The organism is Roseateles microcysteis (assembly GCF_036880965.1).
Lineage (GTDB): Bacteria > Pseudomonadota > Gammaproteobacteria > Burkholderiales > Burkholderiaceae_C > JAUASW01.
In genome coordinates this window covers 387,420-406,147 of the sequence record NZ_JBAJMV010000001.1, presented here as the reverse complement: position 1 = coordinate 406,147, position 18,728 = coordinate 387,420, and the positions used below count along the sequence as shown (strand labels likewise).

Sequence of the window (18,728 nt, the reverse complement as noted above, 5' to 3'; positions counted from 1 at the left end):
GACGCCGGCGCGAGCCGAGTAGGCTCACAGCCGTGGGCACGGGCAGCTGCAAGGGGCGCTGGGGCCGCCGACTTCGAGGGGCAGGCGGCTGAAAATGTGGCTGCTGTTGTTCTTCTCTTTGTCGCACATGGCATTCCTCCTTTCGGGAATCAATTGCTGCTCAATGCAGGGCGAAGCGGATTGGGTATTCGACCCAGGCCGGCAGGCGCTGCTCGCCACGCCGGGCCGGGAGGTACGGGCAGGCCAGCGCGATCTGGCGGGCCGCGTCGTCTAGCAGGCGCCAGCCGCTGCCGCCTTGCACCAGGACCTCGGCCGCGCGGCCCTGCTCATCGACCTGCACGCGCAGCAAGACATGACCCTGGACGCCGCGCTCGCGCAGCAGCGCCGGGTAGTACCGCTCGACACCGCGTGCGCTGCAACTGCCATGCTCGGGCGGCAGCGAGGCGGGCTGGTAGCTGCTTGAGGGCGGCGGCGGATCGGCGGTGGCGATGCTGGGCGCTGTTGTCGCTGCTGCCCTTGCCACGATGGCGACGGCTGGCGATGCGGCTGGCGCAGCTTGCGCGGCAGCCGGTTCGGCGCTGGCGTTGATCTGGATTTCAGGCGTCGGCAGCGGCGCGGACAGGGCCGGCATCGGCAACGCCGGCTCCTGCAGCTTGAGCAAGGAGACCGGCGCAGCCGCTGCCGGAATCAAGCGCGTTGTCAGCACGGCCGCCTGCGCCTTGGGTTGCAGGGGGCTGCCCGACATGACGAGCAGCAGCACGAGGCCATGCACGCCCAGGGTCAGCACTAGCCCGGTCTTGTTCATCACGCCGCCTGCGCCATCGCGCGGCCCAAGCTGGCCAGCACGGCGATGCCTTCGGCGTCGCGCAGCAGGCGCAGGCGCACGCCGTAAAGCTGCTCAAGCAAAGGCAGGCAGGCGGGCACGGCATCGCAGTCCGCGAGGATGCGGCCTTCGCGCAGCAGCCACAGGCGCTCGAAATGATTGAGCGCGATGTTGAGGTCGTGCAGCACGGCCACCAGCGCATGGCCACGCTCGCTGGCGAAACGCTGCATGGCCTGCATCAGCTCCAGCGTGAGGCCGGGGTCGAGCGCGGCCAGGGGCTCGTCGAACAGCAGCAGGCCGCCGCGCTGGTCCCAGGTCTGCGCGAACACGCGGGCCAGTTGCACGCGGGCCTGCTCGCCGCCGGAGAGGCTGTCGAAGCGGCGGCCGCTCAGGTGCGCAGCCTGGGCCTGCGCCAGCGCGAGCTCCACGATGCGGGCCTGCTGCCCATCGTGACCCCGTGCCATGTGACCCAGTGCCACGCGGCCCAGCGCCACGACCAGTTCCACCGGCAGGCCAAAGGCGACCGCATGCGATTGCGGCAGCACGGCGCGGCGGCGCGCCAGCGCGGCCACCGGCCAGTCCTGCAAGGCACGGCCCTCGAAGACCAGCTCGCCGCTGGCCGGCGGGAGCTCACGCGCCAGCAGCTTCAGCAGCGTGGATTTGCCGGCACCACTGGGCCCGAGGATGGCCACGCGCTCACCCGGCTGCAGCCGCAGCTGGAAGGGGCCGAAGCGCTGCTGGCCAAGCAGCAGCGCCGCATCATTCACATGCAATAGGGCACTCACTAAGCACTCCCCGTTCGGCGCATCGCGCCGCGCAGCAGCCAAAGGAACCAGGGCGCGCCTATCAGTGCGCTGAACACGCCCACCGGCACTTCGGCCGGTGCGGCCACGGTGCGGCCCAGGGTGTCGGCGACCAGCAGCAGCAGGGCGCCGCTGACCATGGCCATGGGGATCAGCCGACGCTGGTCGGCGCCCACGAACTGGCGTGCCAGATGCGGTGCCATCAGGCCGATGAACCCTATGCTGCCGCACCAGGCCACGGCCAGCGCGCTGAGCAGGGCCAGCAGGGCGATGGCGCGCACGCGCAGGCCCTGCACCTCGATGCCCACATGGGCCGCTGCGGCTTCGCCCAGGGCCAGCGCGTTGAGCCTTTGCGCCATGCGCAGCGCCGCCCAGCCGCCCAAGGCAAGGGCCACGAGCATCACGCCCGCCATGATCCAGTTGGCGCCGGCCAGGGAGCCCAGCGTCCAGAAGTTGATCGCCCGCAGCTGCTCGTCGTTGGCCAGGTTGCTGCACAGGCCGATCAGCGCGAAGCACATGGCTTGCAAGGCCAGGCCGGTCAGCAAGAGCCCGGCTATCGAGCCCGGCGCCAGCCAGCGCGCCATGCGCTCCAGGGCGAAGCAAACCACCAGCGCTCCGACGAAGCCCACGACCGGCAGCAGCCACATCCGCAGGGGCGGCGGCAGCGCGAATTGCAGGCTGGCAAACACCGTCAGCGAAAGCGCGACGGCCGCGCCCGCGCCGCTGCTGACGCCGAGCAAGGCCGGGTCCGCCATCGGGTTGCGGAACAGCGCCTGCGCCAGCGAGCCGGCCAGCGCCAGCGCTGCGCCCACCGCCAGGGCCAGCACCAGGCGCGGCAGGCGCAGCTGCCACAGCACATGGACACTGCCGCTGAAGCCTTCGCTCTCGACCCAGGGCGGCAGCAGCCAGTCGCCGAGCGGGATCGGCAGAGCGCCAAGCTGGGCGCAGACCACCGCCGCGAGCAGGGTGAGCAGCCCCATCACCACGACCGGCGACGGGCGGGGCAGCCTGCGCGAGGGCAGGACCGGGCCGCCGAGCGTCAGGTCTTGCTTCATGCCTTGTAGAGCGACTCGGCCAGCTTGGGCAGCAGCTGCGGCAGGCGCGGTCCGAAGCCCAGCAGTTCCAGCGCATCGAAGGACACGACGCGTTTAGCGCGGCCGGCCGGCGTCAGCGCGAGGCCCGGTGCCTGCAGGAGCGGCGCGATGCCGCCGGCGGCCTGCAGGCCTTCATTGGTCGTGAGGATCACGTCCGGCGCGGCGGCGATGGCGGCCTCGGGCGTCAGCTGCTTGTAGCCGCTGACGCCGGCCAACGCGTTGCGAACGCCGGCATAGCCGAGCATGGCATCGGCGGCCGTGCTCTCACCGGAGATGCGCAGCTGGGCCATGCTGTGGGCCAGCACGAAGAGCACGCGCGGCGGCTTGCCGGCCTGGCCCAGCTGTTGCACGCGCTGCTGGCCGGCGGCCCAGTCGGTGCGCATGCGCTCGACCAGGGCCTTGGCCTGCGGCGCGCGACCGAGCAGCTCGGCAACGCGCTCGATGCGGGCCAGCAGGCCCTCGAACCTGTGCTCCGAGCGCAGGATGTGCAGCGGCACCTTGGCCAGCTCCAGCTGGCGCAGCACGGGCGGCGGGCCGGCGTCTTCGGTGGCCAGTATCAGCGTGGGCGCCAGCGCCAACAGGCCCTCGGCCGACAGTGTGCGCATGTAGCCGACATCGGGCAGGGCACGGGCCGCGCTCGGGTAGACCGAGGTGCTGTCCACACCGACCAGCGAGCCCTCAGCGCCCAGCGCATAGACCACCTCGGTCAGCGAGCCGCCGACGCTGACCACGCGCTGGGCGGGCGCTGCCACGGCGGGCCGCAGGGCCAGCGCGGCCGGCGCCAGCGCCAGCAGTTGCCGGCGGCTCAGCATGCGGCCTCCAGCGGGGTGGTGTCGGTCAGGCTTTCCAGCAGCTCGCGCCAGTCGCAGCGCTCGGCCTGGCCGGGCTTGCGCTCGCCGAAGAACTGGGCGATCAGCTGCTGCCTGGCATCGAACAGTTCCAACGAGCAGACCAGACCGTCGCTGGTGGGCTTGCGCACCAGCCAGGCGCTGGCGATGTGGTCTTCGCGCAGGTGCAGGTTGAAGCCCGGATCCAGCACGTTGAGCCAGGGGCCCATCACGGCCACGCGTTTCACTGGGCCGCTGTGGATCTGGATCATGCCGGGGTTGCCGACGAAGCACATGAGGGGCACGGCTTCCTGGGCCGCGCGGCTCAGCAGCTCCTGGGCGCTGGCGGCCGCGAGCGGCTGGACGAAGCCGGCATCGGCGAGCCGCAGGGCCTGGGTGCGCGAGACGCCGAAGCGCTTGAGCATGCCGAAGAACTCGTGCGTGTCGCGCAGCGAAGCCCAGGCCTCGCGGAAGGCGGCGACGTCGACCTCCGCGTCGAGCTTCTCGGCAGCATCGGACCAGGCGGCGCCCAACTCGATGCCGGCTTGCTGGTCTTCGGCCAGGAACACCCCGACCAGCGACTCGAACGCGGCGACCTCGGTACCCGGGCGCAGGAAGATCTTGTGCACGGCCTGGCCGGCGGGATCAAAGAACTGCAGGCTGCGCTGGATCGCGCCGTCGGCGAGGCGTTCGGCGACCGCAAAGCCATGGGCCCATTGCGCATAGAACACGCGCAGGTCGATGGCGCCGCCCAGCACCAGGGCCACGCCATGCTGCGTGCTGGCATGGGCGTAGACGCCGACCTTCTCGTGCACGCAGGACTCGTTGCGGGTCAGGGCCATCAGCTCGCCCAGCGGTTCCAGTGATTCGATCAGCAGGCTCCATTCCTCGCGCAGGCGGCGGGCTTGCAGCGGCGATTCCCCGGCAGCGAATTCACCGCAGTGCGCGGCGATCAGTTCACCTTCGGAGAGGTCCAGCTGTGCCGCGATGTCGCGGTGGCGGGCGGGCCCTGCCTGGGCTTGGTCTTGGGCTGGCTGGCGGGCAGTGGCAAAGGCCTGGCGGATGTGGTCAAAGCTGGCTTGCATGGTCGGGTTCCTTTCCTCGATCAGAAATCGGCGCGCAGCGAGAGCTGCAGCTGGCGGCCGGGAGCGGTGTAGGCGTCGAGCACGGTGCTGGTGGCGGCGATGCCGCGCACGTCGGACCAGCGCCAGTACTTCTTGTCGGTGAGGTTGGTGACGTAGGCGGCGAGGCGCAGCGAGGGATTGATGCGGTAGCTGGCGCCCAGGTCGAGCACGTCGTAGCTCGGCGGCAGGAAGTTGGTGGCCGTGCTGCTGCGCGAAGCCTGCTTGGCCGCGCTGTGCAGCCAGGAGGCCTGCAGGTCCCAGTCGCCAACTTCCCAACGAGCGGCGAGGTTGGCGCGGGTTGGCTGCACGGTGTCCAGCGGCGTCTGCACGCCGGCGCGCTCGCTGTGGCCGCGCGTCTGCGAGATCGCGCCGCTGAAGCTCAGGCCGGCCAGCGGCTGCCACATCAGGCGCGCCTCGGTGCCGCGGATGCGGGCGGTGGCCAGGTTGACGTACTGGAACACCAGCGGATTGCTGGTGGTGCCGGCGCCGCTCACCACTTCCTGGCTGATGAAGTCGCGGTAGCGGTTGTCGTAGGCGCTCAGCTGCCAGTGCAACGTCTCGGCCAGCTTGCCGCGCAGGCCGACTTCCAGGCTGTTCGCATGCTCGGGTTTCAGGTCCGGGTTGCCGATGCTGCGATAGCCCTGGGTGGGGTTGGCGAAGCCGTTGTTGACCTGATCCGACGTCGGTGCGCGGAAGCCCTGGGCCCATTGCGCATAGGGCTGGAAGCCTGGCGAGGCGCGCCATATGAGGCCGAGGCGCGGCGTGACGGCCTGGTCGGAGAGTGCCACGACCGTGCCGCCGGTGTAGCCGTCGGCCTTAGGTCTGAGCGAGTAATGCTCAAAGCGCAGTGCCGGAATCAGGCTGAAGTCGCCGGCCTCGATCTCGTCCTGCACGAAGGCGCCGGCGAGAAGGTAGTCGGTGTCCGGGAAGGGCTTGTTCGGGAAGGTCTCGCCGGCCGGCGGCACGCTGCCGTCGCGCAGGCCGGAGATGCGGTTGCGGCTCAGGTCCAGGCCGTAGCTGAGGCGCTGGCCGCTCAACTGACTGAGTTGAGTTTGGCCAATGCTGGAGAGGCCGATCAGCTTCTCCTTGTAGTAGCCGTCGCGCGTGCGGTCGGCCGAGACATAGCGGTCCTCGGCGGCGTACTGGCGGGTCTGGCTGTCCTGCATGTAGACCGTGGTCTTCAGCGACTGCAGCCATTCGGCGTTCAGGTCTTCGTAGCGGTGCTCGAGCGAGAAGCGCTGGCGGTCGAGCTTGTCGTTGGCCAGCAGCGAGACCACGGCCGTCGGCGTGGCGGCGCTGAAGCTCGCGGCGCGGGCCGTGATCACATCGGTGTCGATCTTGCGGCGGCGCGCTTCCAGTGTGGCCATCAGGCGCTGGCTGCCGTTCAGCTTCAGGCCCAGCTTGCCCATCAGGGTCTCGGTCGAGATGTTGGTCGGGTTGGGCGTGGTGCGGGTGCTGTTCTGCGCCTCGTTCTCGCCCTGGTTCTTGGTCTCATGGCTGTTGCGGACCGTGGCCATCAGCAAGCCTTCCCAGTCGCCCGAGGCGGCGGCGAAGGCGGCGGTGGCCTTCTTCGAGCGGTCGGTGCTCAGCGTGCCGAGGGTGAGGAAGCCGGCCTGCTGCTTGCCGTTCACCAGCAGATCGGACGGCGACAGCGTGCGCAGGCTCAGGGCGCCGCCGAGGCCGTCGCTGCCGAACTGGGCCGAGGCCGGGCCGCGCAGCACCTCGGCGCCGGCCAGCATGTCGACCTCCAGATAGTCGGCGCGGCCGCTGGCGAAGGCGCCGAAGCTGAAGCTCTGCGGCATGCGGATGCCGTCGATCATCATCAGCACCTGGTTGCCCTCGAGGCCGCGGATGTTGATGCCTTCGTTGCCGCCCCGGCCGGTCGAGGCGCCGGCGGCGGTGAAGCGCGGTGCGACGGCGCGCATGGCGACGTCGACCTCGTTTTCCAGCAGGTCCTTGAGGTCGCGTCCCTCGCGCTGCTGCAGGCGCTTCTTGTCGTAGACCGTCACCGTGCTCGGCACGGCGTCGGTGCTGCGTTCGGTGCGGGTGGCGCTGATCGTCAGTTCGCCCAGGCGAGCGGGTTCAGCAGCAGCGGGCGTGGTGGTGGGAGCGGTCTGGCTCTGTGCAGAGCCGAAGAGGGCGACGAGCGCCAGCGCGACCGGAGTCTTGCGCGACAGCATGGGCGAGTCCTTGTGAGGTGACTGGCACGGGCTGGCGCGGGCTGGCTGGTGCGGTGATGACAGGTGAAAGGCGAAGGGCTACTTGGTCAGGATCAGCTTGCCCAGGGTGGTCAGGCGCAGGCGATAGACCTGGCCGGCATGCTCGATCTCGACCTCGCGGCGGCCCTGCAACAGGGCCTGGCTGCTCAGGCGCGGTGCCGTTGCAGGAGGCGCCATCGGCCAAGGGCTTGGGGCGGGGATTGAAGTGGACATGCAGTCACTATAAATGAGAATGAGTCGCAATTGCAATGCAATGAAGAGGCTGCAACACGATTCGCGGCGGGCGTCAAAGACCGCGTGAGTGTTGCTGAAGGGCGGAATCGGGACTATTTGCGCCCAAACCGAGACAATCCTGGGCGCGAGGACTCGCAGGCTCGGCCTTCCAGGCTTAGTAGCCGCTGGGATGCACCTTCATGACCTGACACATGCGCCGCACGCTGTGTTCACGCTCGTGGCGCTCGATGAACGCGTGCTTCATCTTCGCAACCGGCGTGCTGTTTGACATCAACAAGAACTACCAACTGGCCTTCGGCCTGATCTGCGTGTTGCTGGCACTTTCGCTGGCTGCGTCAACAAGGGTCAAGCGATATTGATCCGCATTGAAGAATTCAAGACGACCTGAGCGTGGGTCTTTCGGTGATTCGGCCCCAGATCGCTGGACGGTAACCTACGCATTTGCAGCGCTACTGTCTTCTGCGCAATCCGCAGGTCCACTGAAGCGGCGGCAGCTCAAGGGAATGCACACGTCTGATCTGTTGATGCATCTGTCAATCGGAACTTGGTCCACGGACGTATGTAGCGCTGGCAGCCCACCGGACATGCCTGATAGATATGGTCGATTCGGCGATTGCGCTCTGAACTCCCGAACATTCAGCCTCGCAAGGCTTCATTCCAAAGCAAGTCCTGGAGCTGCTCTTCCCACGCTGGAAAGCTGCTGCGTTGGCCAGGGTGCATCGAAGGGTTGGCGCCCGTACCGCTGATGGCATACACAATGCCACACTGGCGCTCGGGCACCATCAGGAAGGCCGACACCAAGCCATAGGCGAAGCCCAGATGTCCCCAGGCATGAAGGCCACCGTTGTGTAGCAGTCGATCGCCCCACCCCTCGCGTCCTCGATCGATGAAATGCTGCATCCCGACGCCCCAGGCCTGGAAGATGCCGGCCCCGTCGTCTCCGTTGTTCCCGTCAGATCGCCAGGTCTCTGACATTAAGGTTCGAAGGCTTTCCGGCTTGAGAAAGGTTTGACCTCGGTAATTGCCCCCATCGACCAGCACCGCCAGCAGCGTTCCGAGGTCGGCAACACGGGTACGAAGTCGCCCCTGGGGGCCGAACGCCGCACCCCGCGATCCCGGAACATAGCCGGCTGAATCCTCGAGGACTGGGCGTGGCGGGGTGACAAGGAAGTCGTCTGCTTGGGGCACCCAAGGACCCGCGGTGTCCCAAGGGCCATCATCGTCAGGCGCCTTCCGGTAGAGCGTGGCGACCTGGGACAGTTGCTTGACCGGTAGGCTGGCAGGATCGAATCCGCCCTGCATCGAGAGGGGATCCAGAACCAGCCTCTGCATCAGCTGATCAAACCGCGAGCCGGTCGCGCGCTCCATGGCCGCAGCCACCACGGCAAAGTTGATGTTGGCATATTCGAACCAACTGCCGGGCTCATGGCCATTCCAGGTGGGGCCGGATTGGCTGAGCAGCTGCCGCAGGTCAACCGCGGGGTCGGTGTAGTCGGTGCCGCGGTCAGTGAGTCCACTGCGATGGCTAAGCAAGTGCCGCAAGCATAGTGACTTGAACAGACGGTGGCCGAGGAGTTCGTCCAAGTTGGCGTCCAGGTCGAGCTTGCCAGCGTCCGCGAGGCGCATCACCCCGATGGCGACCACCAGCTTGGTGACAGATGCCATACGGAAAATCGTGTCGCGCGTGACGGGCAAGTCAGGGCCCACATGACGCCAACCGAACTGCGCCTCATAGACCACGCGTCCGTTCCGCCTGACGAGCACCGACAGGCCGGTGAGAGGGCACTGCCGATCGTTCACGAGCGCATGGAGGGCTTGATCGAGCGTGGCAGGGCGGGCCATGGAGGGCGTGCTGGGCAGCGCCAGCAGACCGATCAGGTCCCGGCGGCGCAAGCCCGGTGGAAAAGTGGAATCAATGGACATGAACGATCCTGCTGGAATCGGCACTTCCGCAGTTCATCTCGGTAGTTGCCGACGTTGATGGTGGCTGGGACGCTGATGTCCGAGCGAGCGTGACGGGCACCGCAAAGCGCGCTGCGACATCGGTTCCATCAAATCCTAGTGGGCACTCTCTGCGCAACAGGCTGAAGTTCTGTGGGGGGGCTCATAACCCAAGGACATGCCGAGTGGCAACCCGCACAGGGCATTCCCTGAAGACTCGGTGGGCAAGACCGCTTTAACGCGCGCAAATGTCCAGGGCTGCAAGGTCTGCAGTCGCTCAGCGACCGGCGCGGCAGTGTGCCAAATGGTCCACCAGGCCGTCGAGGAACAGCGTGAGCTTGCGTCGCCCACGCTGTCCTTGCGGATAGACCGCCCACAACTCGGCCGCTCCGTAGGCATCGCTTTCGAAGCGCCAGTCTTCCAGGCAGGTCTGTAGCGCGCCCGCATGAAGCTCCGATCCCACCAGCCAGTCGAAGCAGGGCAGCAGGCCGTCACCAGCGCGCACGCTGGCCAGCAGGAATTCATCGCTGTTGGCCATGACGGGGCCGCGGGGAACGATGACATGGGCCTCGTCGCCGCGGTGAAAGCGCCATCGCGCATCCAGCGGAGCGCACCGGAACGCCAGGCAGATGTGTCTTTCTAGCGCGGCGGGCGATTGCGGACGGCCATGCCGCTCGAAATAGGTGGGTGAGCCGACCAGGTGCACACGGTTGCTGCCAAGTGGACGGCCAATGAGGCCGGCAGCCGTGCCTTGCTCGTGGCGGACAGCCAGGTCAAAGCTGTGCCGAATGGGATCCAGGTCGATATCGCTGAGCTCGACGTCGATCTCGACTTCCGGGTGCTGCCGACGAAATTGCACGACGTAGGCTGCCAGCACGGCATGGCCCAGGAGCACCGACGCGGTGATGCGCAGCCGACCACTGATGCGACCGGACTGCTCTGCGATTTGGTCCTGGGCCTCGCGGAGGTTGCGCTGCGTTTCCCGTGCGACTTCGGCGTAAACGCGTCCTGTGTCGGTCAGGCGCAGCGGACGGGCTGCATGTTCCACGAGGGCATGGCCGACCTCACTTTCGAGACTCCTGATGATCTTTGACAAGGCCGACGGCGTTCGATGCAGGCGACTGGCTGCCTGGGCGAGGCTGCCGCATTGCTGCAACTGGAGAAGCACTTCAAGGGGATTCAGGGCATCGCAGGGCATTGATGCATGGTCTCCGATTCCACTGCTGCCGCCAATTCGGGAAAGACCAGCTTTCCAGTTGCGACCGCTATTGAGTGCCGCGGACCAAGAAGATGCGGGTCGAGCCGGTTTGGCTGGCCCTATCCACATCAACGGAAAGTAGAGATGCGATGAAAAAACGCCCTGCCTTGCACCCGCTGGCCGCCAGCCTTCTCCTGATCGGCAGCGGCCTGTCTCATGCGCAGACCGCTGCGCCGCCGGATGCCGCGGCGTCGGCCCCCAGGGCCGCCAAGCCCTCCGACAAGGATTCGAACGACCGCACCAAGCTCGACACGGTCATCGTTACGGCGAGCAAGCGCGAGGAAGCGGCCCACAAGCTGCCGATCAACATCGAGTCGATGTCGGAGCAGAAGCTGCGCGAGGAGAACATCACCGACCTGAAGTCGCTGATTGCGGCCAGCCCTGGTATCGATGCCCCCGGCAACAGTGCCCGCTTCACGGACTCCGTCACCGTGCGTGGACTGAACATTTCTTCGGTCAGCGCGAACAATGTTGAGTGGTTTACCCGCTCGACGCTGTCCTACTACCTGGACGATACGCCGCTGCCTGACATCGGCCTTCGCATCAAGGACGTGGCGCGCGTGGAGACACTTCTGGGACCACAGGGAACGCTTTACGGTGGCGGCGCACTCGGGGGGACGGTGCGCTACATCACCAACCGGCCCAAGCTTGACCGAACCCATGCGCGCCTGTCGACCAGCATCTATCAGACCCGAGGCGGTGGCATCTCCAACGACACCGACGGCGTGGTCAACCTTCCGTTGGGCGACGCCCTGGCTCTTCGATTTTCGTTCGCGCGGCTCGACGAAAAAGGCGTGACGGATCGCTACGCGTGCACGCCGACCTACCTTTCGGCGTCGCCATGGAAGGCCAAGCCAGACGCCAGCCAATGCCTCTACAAGGATGACGACTGGCAAAAGACCAACACCGGTCGCCTGGCGCTCTTGTGGCAGGCCTCACCGGATCTGAGCTTCCAGCTGTCCTATGCCAACCAGTCGCAATTGGCGCATGGCAGCAGCGGGGCCCAGCTCTTGCCCGCGACCGGCAATCCCGGCCGCTACAACGCCCCGCTGGCGTTCGACGACCAGACCGTTCTGTCTCCCTATCCAGAGTACACCGACCGCAAGATTGATCTGACCACGCTGGAGATCGATTGGCGGCTGCCGGGCGCCCGGCTGCATTCCGCCACCTCAGGCTACAGCGACAGCCGCGTCGGGCAGGGCGACTACCTGGGCACCGGTTCGTTCTTCTATGGTGACCTCGGTTACTCGCGTTTCAGGCTGGGTAGCGGAAGCTGGGCTGGGAACACCGCCTACATGACCTACAACAACCAATACCGGGGCACCGTGCATGAGACCCGTCTGGTCTCCGATCCTGGGATTTGGAGCTGGGTTGCAGGCTTGTACCTGGCTGAGCAGAAGCGCAGTCAGCAGTTCTCCGAGTGGATGCCTGGCCTGGAGCCACTCAAGACGCCCGGACGGGGTCGTACCGACGAGGGCTACTCTGAGACGCAGAGCAGCCATTACCGTGAGAGCGCCCTGTTCGGTGAACTGAACTGGAAGGCCCTTGACCGCCTGACCCTGACGGCAGGTGCGCGCGTGTTCGCTTACAAGGATCGCGCCGACACCCAGGTGGAGGACTACGCCTTCGACCTCGTGACGGGCAACATCCAGAACAATGAGAAGGGCAACGGCAAGAGCTATTACAAGTTCAACGCTGCCTACCAGCTCACGAACGATCTGCTGACGTACGCCACGTTCTCGCAAGGATTCCGACGGGGCGGCGCGAATGGATTCCGCGCCCAGGGGGGGCAGACCGTTGCACCCGAGACGCGACGCTACCTGCCAGACAGCACCGACAACTTGGAGGTGGGGTTCAAGGGATTCCTGCTTGATCGCACGGTCTACCTGCAGGCCGACGTCTACCGCCTCAACTGGAAGGACCCGCAGACGTACTTCTCGCAAGACGTCAACGGCTTCCCTGTGTGGGGCACCACTAATGGACCCAAGGCCTACTCGCAGGGCTTCGAAATGCAAGCGCGCTGGCGCGTCGTCCCAGACCTTGAGCTCAATGCAGCGACCACCTACTCGGAGGCCAAGTGGGACGGTACCAAGACCGTCTGCCTGTATGCCGCCAACACCGAGTGCCGGACCTACGAGAAGGGCGGCAAGCTGGGCGGCACGGCGCCCTGGAAGCACACCTTGGGCGTGCGTTGGAGTGGGGGTACGGACAACGGACTGGACTGGTGGGTGGCATTGAACGCCCGCCGCATCGCCAACAAGGCCAGCGATCGAGGCGACAGCCCCGACGAGACGGTATTTTCCTACCCCGCCTACAACACGCTGTCGCTGCGAGGCGGCCTGAGCTGGGGAAACTGGGACCTTAGCGGTTGGGTGAATAACCTGACCGACACGCGACCCCTGGTGTCCTTCCAGGGAACGTCTGCGGTCGCTCAGCGTGTGGGCCTGCGCGCCATCTACCTGACGCCGCGAACCGTGGGACTGTCGGCCAGCTACCGCTTCCATTGACCGCCATGAGCCGGCTCACCGACATCGAGACCCACAGCTTCGAGCAGATCCCTGCCCGCGACCGGTTGGCGCGGCCTGCGGATCTGTTCCGTCTGCTGTTCGGTGGGTGCAACACCTTCTCGACGTCGGCGCTGGGTAGCTTTCCGATCCTGGTGGGCTTGTCGCTGCGCGACGGCGTGCTGGCGCTGCTGGTGGGACTGGGCATCGGCAGTGTCCTGCTGGCGCCCATGAGCCTGTTCGGCCCGCGCAACGGCACCAACGATCCTGTGTCCTCGGGCGCCCACTTCGGCATCCACGGCCGGCTGGTGGGCTCGTTCCTGCTGCTGCTCACCGCCATCTGCTTCTTCGCGCTGGCGGTGTGGAGTTCGGGCGACGCGCTGGTGGGCGGCGCGCATGCGCTGCTGGGCCTGGCGGCCACGCCGCTGATGCTGGGAAGCGCCTACGCCTTCTTCGCGGCACTGGTGGTGGCCATTTGCATCTACGGCTTCCGGCTCATGCTGTGGGTCAACAAGATCGCCGTGTGGACGGCCAGCGGGCTGTTCCTGGTCGCCGTGCCGGCTTTTGCCGGCGCCTTCGACGGGAGCTATGCCGGCACGCTGCATGCTGGCGACACCGGCTACTGGCCGGCGCTGGTGGCAGCGGCCACCGTGGCGGCCAGCAATCCGCTGTCCTTCTCGTCCACGCTGGGCGACTGGGGCCGCTACATCCCCGAGGGCACGTCGCGCTGGCGGCTGATGGCTGCCGTGCTGGCGGCCCAGGCGGCCACGCTGCTGCCGCTGGGCTTCGGCCTGATCACGGCGACGCTAATGGCTACGCAGGCGCCCAGCTATGTGCAGGCCAGCGACTACATCGGAGGGTTGCTGGCTATCTCGCCCGGATGGTGCCTGCTGCCGGTCTGCCTGATCGCCATCGTCGGCGGCATTTCCACCGGCACCACGGCGCTGTACGGCACGGGGCTGGACATGGCCAGCATCTTCCCGCGCTGGTTCTCCCGCGCCGGCGGCACGCTGGCCGTCGGCCTGCTGTCGATGGCCGTGATCTTCGTCGGCCGCTTTGTCTTCAACCTGCTGGAGAGCGTTTCCACCTTCGCCGCCGTCATCTCCGCGGCCAGCTGCCCCTGGCTGGCCATCATGGTGATCGGCTTCGTCACGCGACGCGGCCACTATCTGCCTGCTGACCTGCAGGTTTTCAACCGCGGCCAGCGCGGTGGCCACTACTGGTTCACCGGCGGCTGGAATCTGCGCGCTCTGGCCGCCTGGGCGGTGGGCACCGGCCTCGGCTTGTTATGCGCCCATGTGCCAGGCCTGTTCACCGGTCCACTGAGCGCCCGCCTGGGCGACTTGGACCTCAGCGCACCGGTATCACTGCTGGCCGGTGGCCTCAGCTACCTCGCTCTGTTGCGGACCTTCCCCGAACCCGAGGCCGTCTACGGCCCGCGCGGCCCGGCGCTGCTGCCGCGACCGCGTCGCCTTCCTTCCGCCCTGCATCGCCATGCCTGACCCTCATCGCTTCAACCAGCCACTGGGCGGTAACGAGATGCCGCGCTTCGGCGGCATTGCCACCATGATGCGGCTACCCCAAGCCGCGACGACTGCTGGCCTGGACGCCTGCTTCGTCGGAGTGCCGCTGGACATCGGCACTTCCAATCGACCTGGTGCTCGCTTCGGCCCGCGGCAGATCCGTGCCGAGTCCGTGCTGCTGCGCCCCTACAACATGGCCACGCGAGCGGCACCCTTCGATTCGCTGCAGGTGGCCGACGTCGGCGACGTCCGCCTCAACCCCTACGATCTGAAGGACTCGGTGCGCCTCATCGAGGCCGCCTACACGGACATCGTCGCGAACGGTTGCCGCCCCATCACGCTTGGCGGCGACCACACCATCGCTTGGCCCATCCTTCGTGCGCTGAAGGCCCGGCATGGCCGTGTGGCCGTCGTGCACGTGGACGCCCATGCCGACGTCAACGACGCGATGAACGGCGAGAAGATCGCCCACGGCACGCCCTTCCGTCGTGCTGTGGAGGACGGGCTGCTGCTGAACGACCGCGTCACCCAGATCGGCCTGCGCGGCACCGGCTATCACGCCGACGACTTCGACTGGTGCCGACGCCAGGGCTTCACCGTCGTGCAGGCCGAGGACTGCTGGCATCGGTCCCTGGTGCCGCTGATGGCCGAGGTGCGGGAGCGCGTCAACGATGCGCCGGTCTACCTCAGCTTCGACATCGACGGCATCGACCCGTCCTTCGCCCCTGGCACCGGCACACCGGAGATTGGCGGGCTGAGCGTGCCGCAGGCCCTGGAAATCATCCGAGGCCTGCGCGGACTCAATGTGGTGGGGGCCGACATCGTCGAGGTCTCGCCGCCCTACGACACCACGGGCACCACGGCCTTGCTGGCCGCCAACCTCGCGTACGAGATGCTGTGCGTGCTGCCGGGCGTGGAGGTCCGGGCATGACGACGATCCGCCATCCTGCCGCTCTCTTGGGCGCCAACTTGCTCCGCGCCGACGAGGCCACGCCCATCTACGCCGCCGGCGACGGTGCGCTGGTCGCCTGGCAGGAAGCGGCCACGCCGGGCCACATCGACGCTGCTGTGGCCGCGGCCCGTGCCGCGCTGCCGGCCTGGCGCGACACATCGCCGGCCCAGCGGGGCACGATGCTGCGGGCCGTCGCTAGCGGGGTACACGAACACCGCGAGGCGCTGGCCGGGCTGCAGCAGCACATCAGCGGCAAGCTGGCGGCCGAGGCCGAAGCGGACGTCGCGGACGTCGTTGCCTGCTTCAACTTCTATGCACGGATGTGCGAGCAAGGCGAGGCGTTCGATGCCGAGCTGCTGGATGTCGGTGATCCCGGCGTGGTGGCACAGCGGCGCCATGAGCCGGTGGGTGTGGCCGCCCTGGTCGTGCCCTGGAACTTTCCCATGGTGACCACAGCCTGGAAACTCGCGCCTGCGCTGGCGGCAGGCTGCACCGTGGTGCTTAAGCCTTCGGAGCTGACCTCGCCGGCCGAGCTGGCACTGCTGGACTTGGTGGCTCACGCAGGCGTGCCTGCCGGTGTCGTCAACTGCGTGAATGGCGGCGCGGCCGTGGGCGCGGCGCTGGTGGCCCACCCGGGCGTGAACAAGATCTCCTTCACCGGCAGTACCGCGGCGGGCCGACAGGTCGGCCGCGTGGCGGCCGAGCAGTGCAAGCGCGTGACACTGGAGCTGGGCGGCAAGTCCAGCCTTATCGTGCGCGACGATGCCGACCTGGACCTGGCCGTCAGTCTGGCGCTGAGCGGGGCCTTCACCAACGCCGGCCAAATGTGCTCGGCCACGGCGCGCATCCTCGTCGACCAGCGAGTCCACCAGCCATTCCTGACTGCACTGGGCGACGCGGTCGAGGTCCTGACCATCGGGCCGCTGATCTCCAGCCTTCACCGCTCACGCGTTCAGGCGCTGGTCAGTCAGGGTCTGGAGGCCGGCGCCAACGTGCTGCGCAGTGGCCGCCTGGCCGGCCGCGCCGGCGACGGCTACTTCATGGCCCCGCTGCTGCTGGCCTGCGGGCCCGACAACCCGCTATGGCGCGACGAGATATTCGGCCCCGTCGCCTGCGTGCGCACCTTCGACAGCGACGCCGAGGCGTTGGCCGCAGCCAATGACACCCCCTACGGCCTGGTGGCCACCGTCGTCACCCGCAGCGAGGCTGCAGCGGCTCGCTACGAGCGCGACCTGCGCGCCGGCCTGGTGTGGGTCAACACGCCGCAGCTGATCTTTCCGCAGGTCAGCTGGGGTGGCCTGGGAGCCAGCGGCCTGGGCCGCGAGCTGGGCCTGGCCGGCTTGCGTGCCTACCAGGAGCTGCGCCACGCGGTGGGCGTACGGCGCGCCTGAACGACAACCATTTTCCGGAGAAGCACATGAAACTGATAGCCGACATCACCCGGCTGGGTGCCGGCGTGGGCGCGCACACGGCGCTGAACTACGGCATGGACGAGGACGATTGGTGCGCGCTGCGCGGACCGGCCAGTGGCTACACGGTGGGTTGGTGGGAGGGCCGCGTCGGCGCGGTGGACTTCCCCGCCACGACGGCCGACGAGATCGTCTGGCTCGCCGAAGGTCGCATCGCGCTGATCGACCAGGCCGGCGGCCGCATCGAGTTTCGCGCGGGCGACAGCTACCGCCTGCCGGCTGGTTTCGCAGGGCGCTGGGAGACGTTGGAGGACGCCAAAAAGCTCTACGTCCTGCTGGACAAGGCCTGAAGGCAAAGGTAGTTCGCATGCTTCAGGCCCTGGACTTCCACGCACTTCCCGCCGCAGGTCCGGTGGGGCTGGCCGCCGCCTTCGAGCACACCCGGCTGATGCCGTTCTGGTTGGACACGCCCGACGCTCCTGCGCCTACGCCGCCGCTGCTGGAGTCCACCGAGGCCGACCTGCTCGTCGTCGGCGGCGGGTTCACGGGCCTGTGGGCCGCGATCCAGGCCAAGGAGCTGATGCCCGAGCTGGACGTTGTCCTGATCGATGCGGGCCGCGTGGCGCATGGCGCGTCAGGCCGGGCCGGTGGCATCGTGTCCACGTCCATCATGCACGGCCTGCCGAATGCCCAGCGTGTCTTCCCCCAAGACATCGAGCGGCTGGAAGCCCTGGGCCAGGCCAATCTCGACGGCTTCGAGGCCGCACTGGCACGTTACGGCATCGATGCCGATGTCGAGTGGGGTGGCGAGATGACGGTCGCCGTCGACGACGCACACCTTGCCACGCTGCGCGCGGACTTCGAGCTGCACCGTCGCTATGGCCATCGCGTCGAGCTACTGAATCGTGCGCAGACGGCCGAGCACATCCGCTCACCGCTGTTCGCAGGTGCCCTGTGGTCGCGCCAGCGCAGCGGCACCGTGCATCCGGCCAAGCTGGCCTGGGGCCTGCGCCGTGCTGCGATCTCGCTGGGCGTGCGCCTGTCCGAAAACACCCCACTCACGGCCATCCACGAGCGCGGCGACCGGGTCGAGGTGCTCACGCCGAACGGCGCCATCACCGCCCGCCGCGTGCTGTTCGGCACCGGTACGGCCAAGGTCGGCGTGCCCGACATGAACCGCCGCGTGCTGACCGTGCGCGACCACGTGCTGGCCACCGAGCCGCTGACGCCGGAGCAACTGTCCCGCCTGGGCTGGGCGCGTCGCCAGGGCATTTACGACACCCGCACGCAACTCAACTACTTCCGGCTCACCAAGCAGAACAACATCATCTTTGGCGGTCTCGTCAGCTACCACTACGGTGGCCAGGGCGAGCCGGCCGTGGACGGGAACAAGGAGACCTACCACCGCCTTGCCGCGGCCTTTTACCGCACCTTTCCGCAGCTAGCTGACCTGCGTTTCTCGCACGCCTGGGGCGGCCCCATTGACTACTGCTCGCGCGGCTCGGTGTTTGCCAAGCCTTACCTCGGCGGCAAGGCTGTGTTCGTTGCCGGCTACACCGGCTTCGGCATCGGCGCCAGCCGCTTCGGCGCGCTGATGGGCCTCAACATGCTGTTCGACCGCGCCAGCCCCGAGCGCCAGCTCGACATCGCCCGCCTGAGTCCGAGCTGGATCCCGCCCGAGCCGCTTCGTTGGCTGGGCGCCCGCATCACCTTTCACGCCTTCGACGGCGCCGACGCGGAGGGCGGCTGGAAGCGCGCCTGGATCCGCGGCATCAAGGCGCTGGGCTTTCCGATGTGAACCTCATGACTGACCACCACAACACCCATTGGCTGGCGCGCCGCCAGGCCGCAACCGCCCGCGGCATCGCCGTTGCGCAGCCCTTCTTCGCCGACCGCGCGCTCAACGCCGAGCCGTGGGACGTCGAAGGTCGGCGCTACATCGACTTCGCCAGCGGCATCGCTGTGCTCAACACCGGCCACCGCCAACCTCGCTTGCCGCCCAGCTCGATGCCTTCCA

At 67.6% G+C, this 18,728-nt stretch carries 16 protein-coding genes and 1 pseudogene; 8 read left to right on the top strand and 9 right to left on the bottom strand.

The genetic code is table 11. The features are described from left to right. Positions 1-160: 160 nt before the first annotated feature. The 7 genes from V3596_RS01890 to hemP form a co-directional block, all read right to left on the bottom strand. The gene (locus V3596_RS01890) at positions 161-805 is read right to left on the bottom strand and encodes an energy transducer TonB (protein ID WP_334275891.1); all 645 of its coding nucleotides are present in this window, start codon (positions 803-805) and stop codon (positions 161-163) included. After that, the gene (locus tag V3596_RS01885; RefSeq protein WP_334275890.1) at positions 805-1,608 is read right to left on the bottom strand and encodes an ATP-binding cassette domain-containing protein; all 804 of its coding nucleotides are present in this window, start codon (positions 1,606-1,608) and stop codon (positions 805-807) included. The genes V3596_RS01890 and V3596_RS01885 overlap by 1 nt, the downstream gene beginning before the upstream one ends. Then, positions 1,608-2,681 (bottom strand): FecCD family ABC transporter permease, encoded by a 1,074-nt coding sequence (locus tag V3596_RS01880; RefSeq protein ID WP_334275889.1) that lies wholly within the window; start codon positions 2,679-2,681, stop codon positions 1,608-1,610. Before V3596_RS01880 ends, V3596_RS01885 begins: the two co-directional genes overlap by 1 nt. Then, complete coding sequence (locus tag V3596_RS01875; RefSeq protein WP_334275888.1) at positions 2,678-3,532, bottom strand: heme/hemin ABC transporter substrate-binding protein; 855 nt, start codon at positions 3,530-3,532, stop codon at positions 2,678-2,680. Before V3596_RS01875 ends, V3596_RS01880 begins: the two co-directional genes overlap by 4 nt. Next, positions 3,526-4,632, bottom strand: a complete 1,107-nt coding sequence (locus tag V3596_RS01870) for a hemin-degrading factor (RefSeq protein ID WP_334275887.1) — start codon at positions 4,630-4,632, stop codon at positions 3,526-3,528. Before V3596_RS01870 ends, V3596_RS01875 begins: the two co-directional genes overlap by 7 nt. Positions 4,633-4,652: 20 nt before the next feature. Next, positions 4,653-6,851, bottom strand: coding sequence for a TonB-dependent hemoglobin/transferrin/lactoferrin family receptor (locus V3596_RS01865; RefSeq protein WP_334275886.1), 2,199 nt, complete (start codon positions 6,849-6,851; stop codon positions 4,653-4,655). 78 nt (positions 6,852-6,929) lie between these two features. After that, positions 6,930-7,067, bottom strand: coding sequence for a hemin uptake protein HemP (hemP, locus tag V3596_RS01860; protein WP_282823787.1), 138 nt, complete (start codon positions 7,065-7,067; stop codon positions 6,930-6,932). Between the two features lie 248 nt (positions 7,068-7,315). Between hemP and V3596_RS01855 the strand changes: the two genes are divergently transcribed. After that, positions 7,316-7,483, top strand: coding sequence for a hypothetical protein (locus V3596_RS01855; protein ID WP_334276496.1), 168 nt, complete (start codon positions 7,316-7,318; stop codon positions 7,481-7,483). 277 nt (positions 7,484-7,760) lie between these two features. On the opposite strand, the gene V3596_RS01850 is transcribed toward V3596_RS01855, so the two are convergent. Both V3596_RS01850 and V3596_RS01845 read right to left on the bottom strand, forming a co-directional pair. Beyond that, the gene (locus V3596_RS01850; protein ID WP_334275885.1) at positions 7,761-9,047 is read right to left on the bottom strand and encodes a serine hydrolase domain-containing protein; all 1,287 of its coding nucleotides are present in this window, start codon (positions 9,045-9,047) and stop codon (positions 7,761-7,763) included. Positions 9,048-9,342: 295 nt separating this feature from the next. After that, a complete protein-coding gene (locus V3596_RS01845; protein WP_334275884.1) occupies positions 9,343-10,263 on the bottom strand; it encodes a LysR family transcriptional regulator in 921 nt (306 codons plus the stop codon). A 149-nt stretch (positions 10,264-10,412) separates the two neighbouring features. Between V3596_RS01845 and V3596_RS01840 the strand changes: the two genes are divergently transcribed. The 7 genes and pseudogenes from V3596_RS01840 to V3596_RS01810 all read left to right on the top strand — a co-directional run. After that, positions 10,413-12,830: a TonB-dependent receptor gene (locus V3596_RS01840; RefSeq protein ID WP_334275883.1), complete on the top strand. Its 2,418-nt coding sequence runs from the start codon at positions 10,413-10,415 to the stop codon at positions 12,828-12,830. 5 nt (positions 12,831-12,835) lie between these two features. After that, on the top strand, positions 12,836-14,329 hold the full coding sequence (locus V3596_RS01835) for a purine-cytosine permease family protein (protein ID WP_334275882.1): 1,494 nt from the start codon (positions 12,836-12,838) through the stop codon (positions 14,327-14,329). After that, positions 14,322-15,281 carry an agmatinase gene (speB, locus tag V3596_RS01830; RefSeq protein WP_334275881.1) on the top strand — a complete coding sequence of 320 codons (960 nt, stop codon included), beginning with the start codon at positions 14,322-14,324 and terminating at the stop codon, positions 15,279-15,281. The genes V3596_RS01835 and speB overlap by 8 nt, the downstream gene beginning before the upstream one ends. Continuing rightward, positions 15,278-16,693 (top strand): aldehyde dehydrogenase family protein, encoded by a 1,416-nt coding sequence (locus V3596_RS01825; RefSeq protein WP_334275880.1) that lies wholly within the window; start codon positions 15,278-15,280, stop codon positions 16,691-16,693. The genes speB and V3596_RS01825 overlap by 4 nt, the downstream gene beginning before the upstream one ends. 26 nt (positions 16,694-16,719) lie before the next feature. Beyond that, entirely contained in the window at positions 16,720-17,061 is a 342-nt protein-coding gene (locus V3596_RS01820) for a cupin domain-containing protein (protein WP_334275879.1), read from the top strand. A 17-nt stretch (positions 17,062-17,078) separates the two neighbouring features. Next, on the top strand, positions 17,079-18,509 hold the full coding sequence (locus V3596_RS01815) for an NAD(P)/FAD-dependent oxidoreductase (protein WP_334275878.1): 1,431 nt from the start codon (positions 17,079-17,081) through the stop codon (positions 18,507-18,509). Next, a pseudogene (locus tag V3596_RS01810) lies at positions 18,506-18,706 on the top strand (aminotransferase class III-fold pyridoxal phosphate-dependent enzyme); the annotation flags it as partial. The gene V3596_RS01815 and the pseudogene V3596_RS01810, both read left to right, overlap by 4 nt. Positions 18,707-18,728 lie beyond the last annotated feature (22 nt).

Excerpts from the sequence above, each read along its gene's own strand:
- V3596_RS01890 (WP_334275891.1), bottom strand. The coding sequence starts at position 805 with ATGAACAAGACCGGGCTAGTGCTGACCCTGGGCGTGCATGGCCTCGTG.
- V3596_RS01880 (WP_334275889.1), bottom strand. The coding sequence starts at position 2,681 with ATGAAGCAAGACCTGACGCTCGGCGGCCCGGTCCTGCCCTCGCGCAGG.
- V3596_RS01875 (WP_334275888.1), bottom strand. The coding sequence starts at position 3,532 with ATGCTGAGCCGCCGGCAACTGCTGGCGCTGGCGCCGGCCGCGCTGGCC.
- V3596_RS01870 (WP_334275887.1), bottom strand. The coding sequence starts at position 4,632 with ATGCAAGCCAGCTTTGACCACATCCGCCAGGCCTTTGCCACTGCCCGC.
- V3596_RS01865 (WP_334275886.1), bottom strand. The coding sequence starts at position 6,851 with ATGCTGTCGCGCAAGACTCCGGTCGCGCTGGCGCTCGTCGCCCTCTTC.
- hemP (WP_282823787.1), bottom strand. The coding sequence starts at position 7,067 with ATGGCGCCTCCTGCAACGGCACCGCGCCTGAGCAGCCAGGCCCTGTTG.
- V3596_RS01855 (WP_334276496.1), top strand. The coding sequence starts at position 7,316 with ATGCGCCGCACGCTGTGTTCACGCTCGTGGCGCTCGATGAACGCGTGC.
- V3596_RS01850 (WP_334275885.1), bottom strand. The coding sequence starts at position 9,047 with ATGTCCATTGATTCCACTTTTCCACCGGGCTTGCGCCGCCGGGACCTG.
- V3596_RS01845 (WP_334275884.1), bottom strand. The coding sequence starts at position 10,263 with ATGCCCTGCGATGCCCTGAATCCCCTTGAAGTGCTTCTCCAGTTGCAG.
- V3596_RS01840 (WP_334275883.1), top strand. The coding sequence starts at position 10,413 with ATGAAAAAACGCCCTGCCTTGCACCCGCTGGCCGCCAGCCTTCTCCTG.
- V3596_RS01835 (WP_334275882.1), top strand. The coding sequence starts at position 12,836 with ATGAGCCGGCTCACCGACATCGAGACCCACAGCTTCGAGCAGATCCCT.
- speB (WP_334275881.1), top strand. The coding sequence starts at position 14,322 with ATGCCTGACCCTCATCGCTTCAACCAGCCACTGGGCGGTAACGAGATG.
- V3596_RS01825 (WP_334275880.1), top strand. The coding sequence starts at position 15,278 with ATGACGACGATCCGCCATCCTGCCGCTCTCTTGGGCGCCAACTTGCTC.
- V3596_RS01820 (WP_334275879.1), top strand. The coding sequence starts at position 16,720 with ATGAAACTGATAGCCGACATCACCCGGCTGGGTGCCGGCGTGGGCGCG.
- V3596_RS01815 (WP_334275878.1), top strand. The coding sequence starts at position 17,079 with ATGCTTCAGGCCCTGGACTTCCACGCACTTCCCGCCGCAGGTCCGGTG.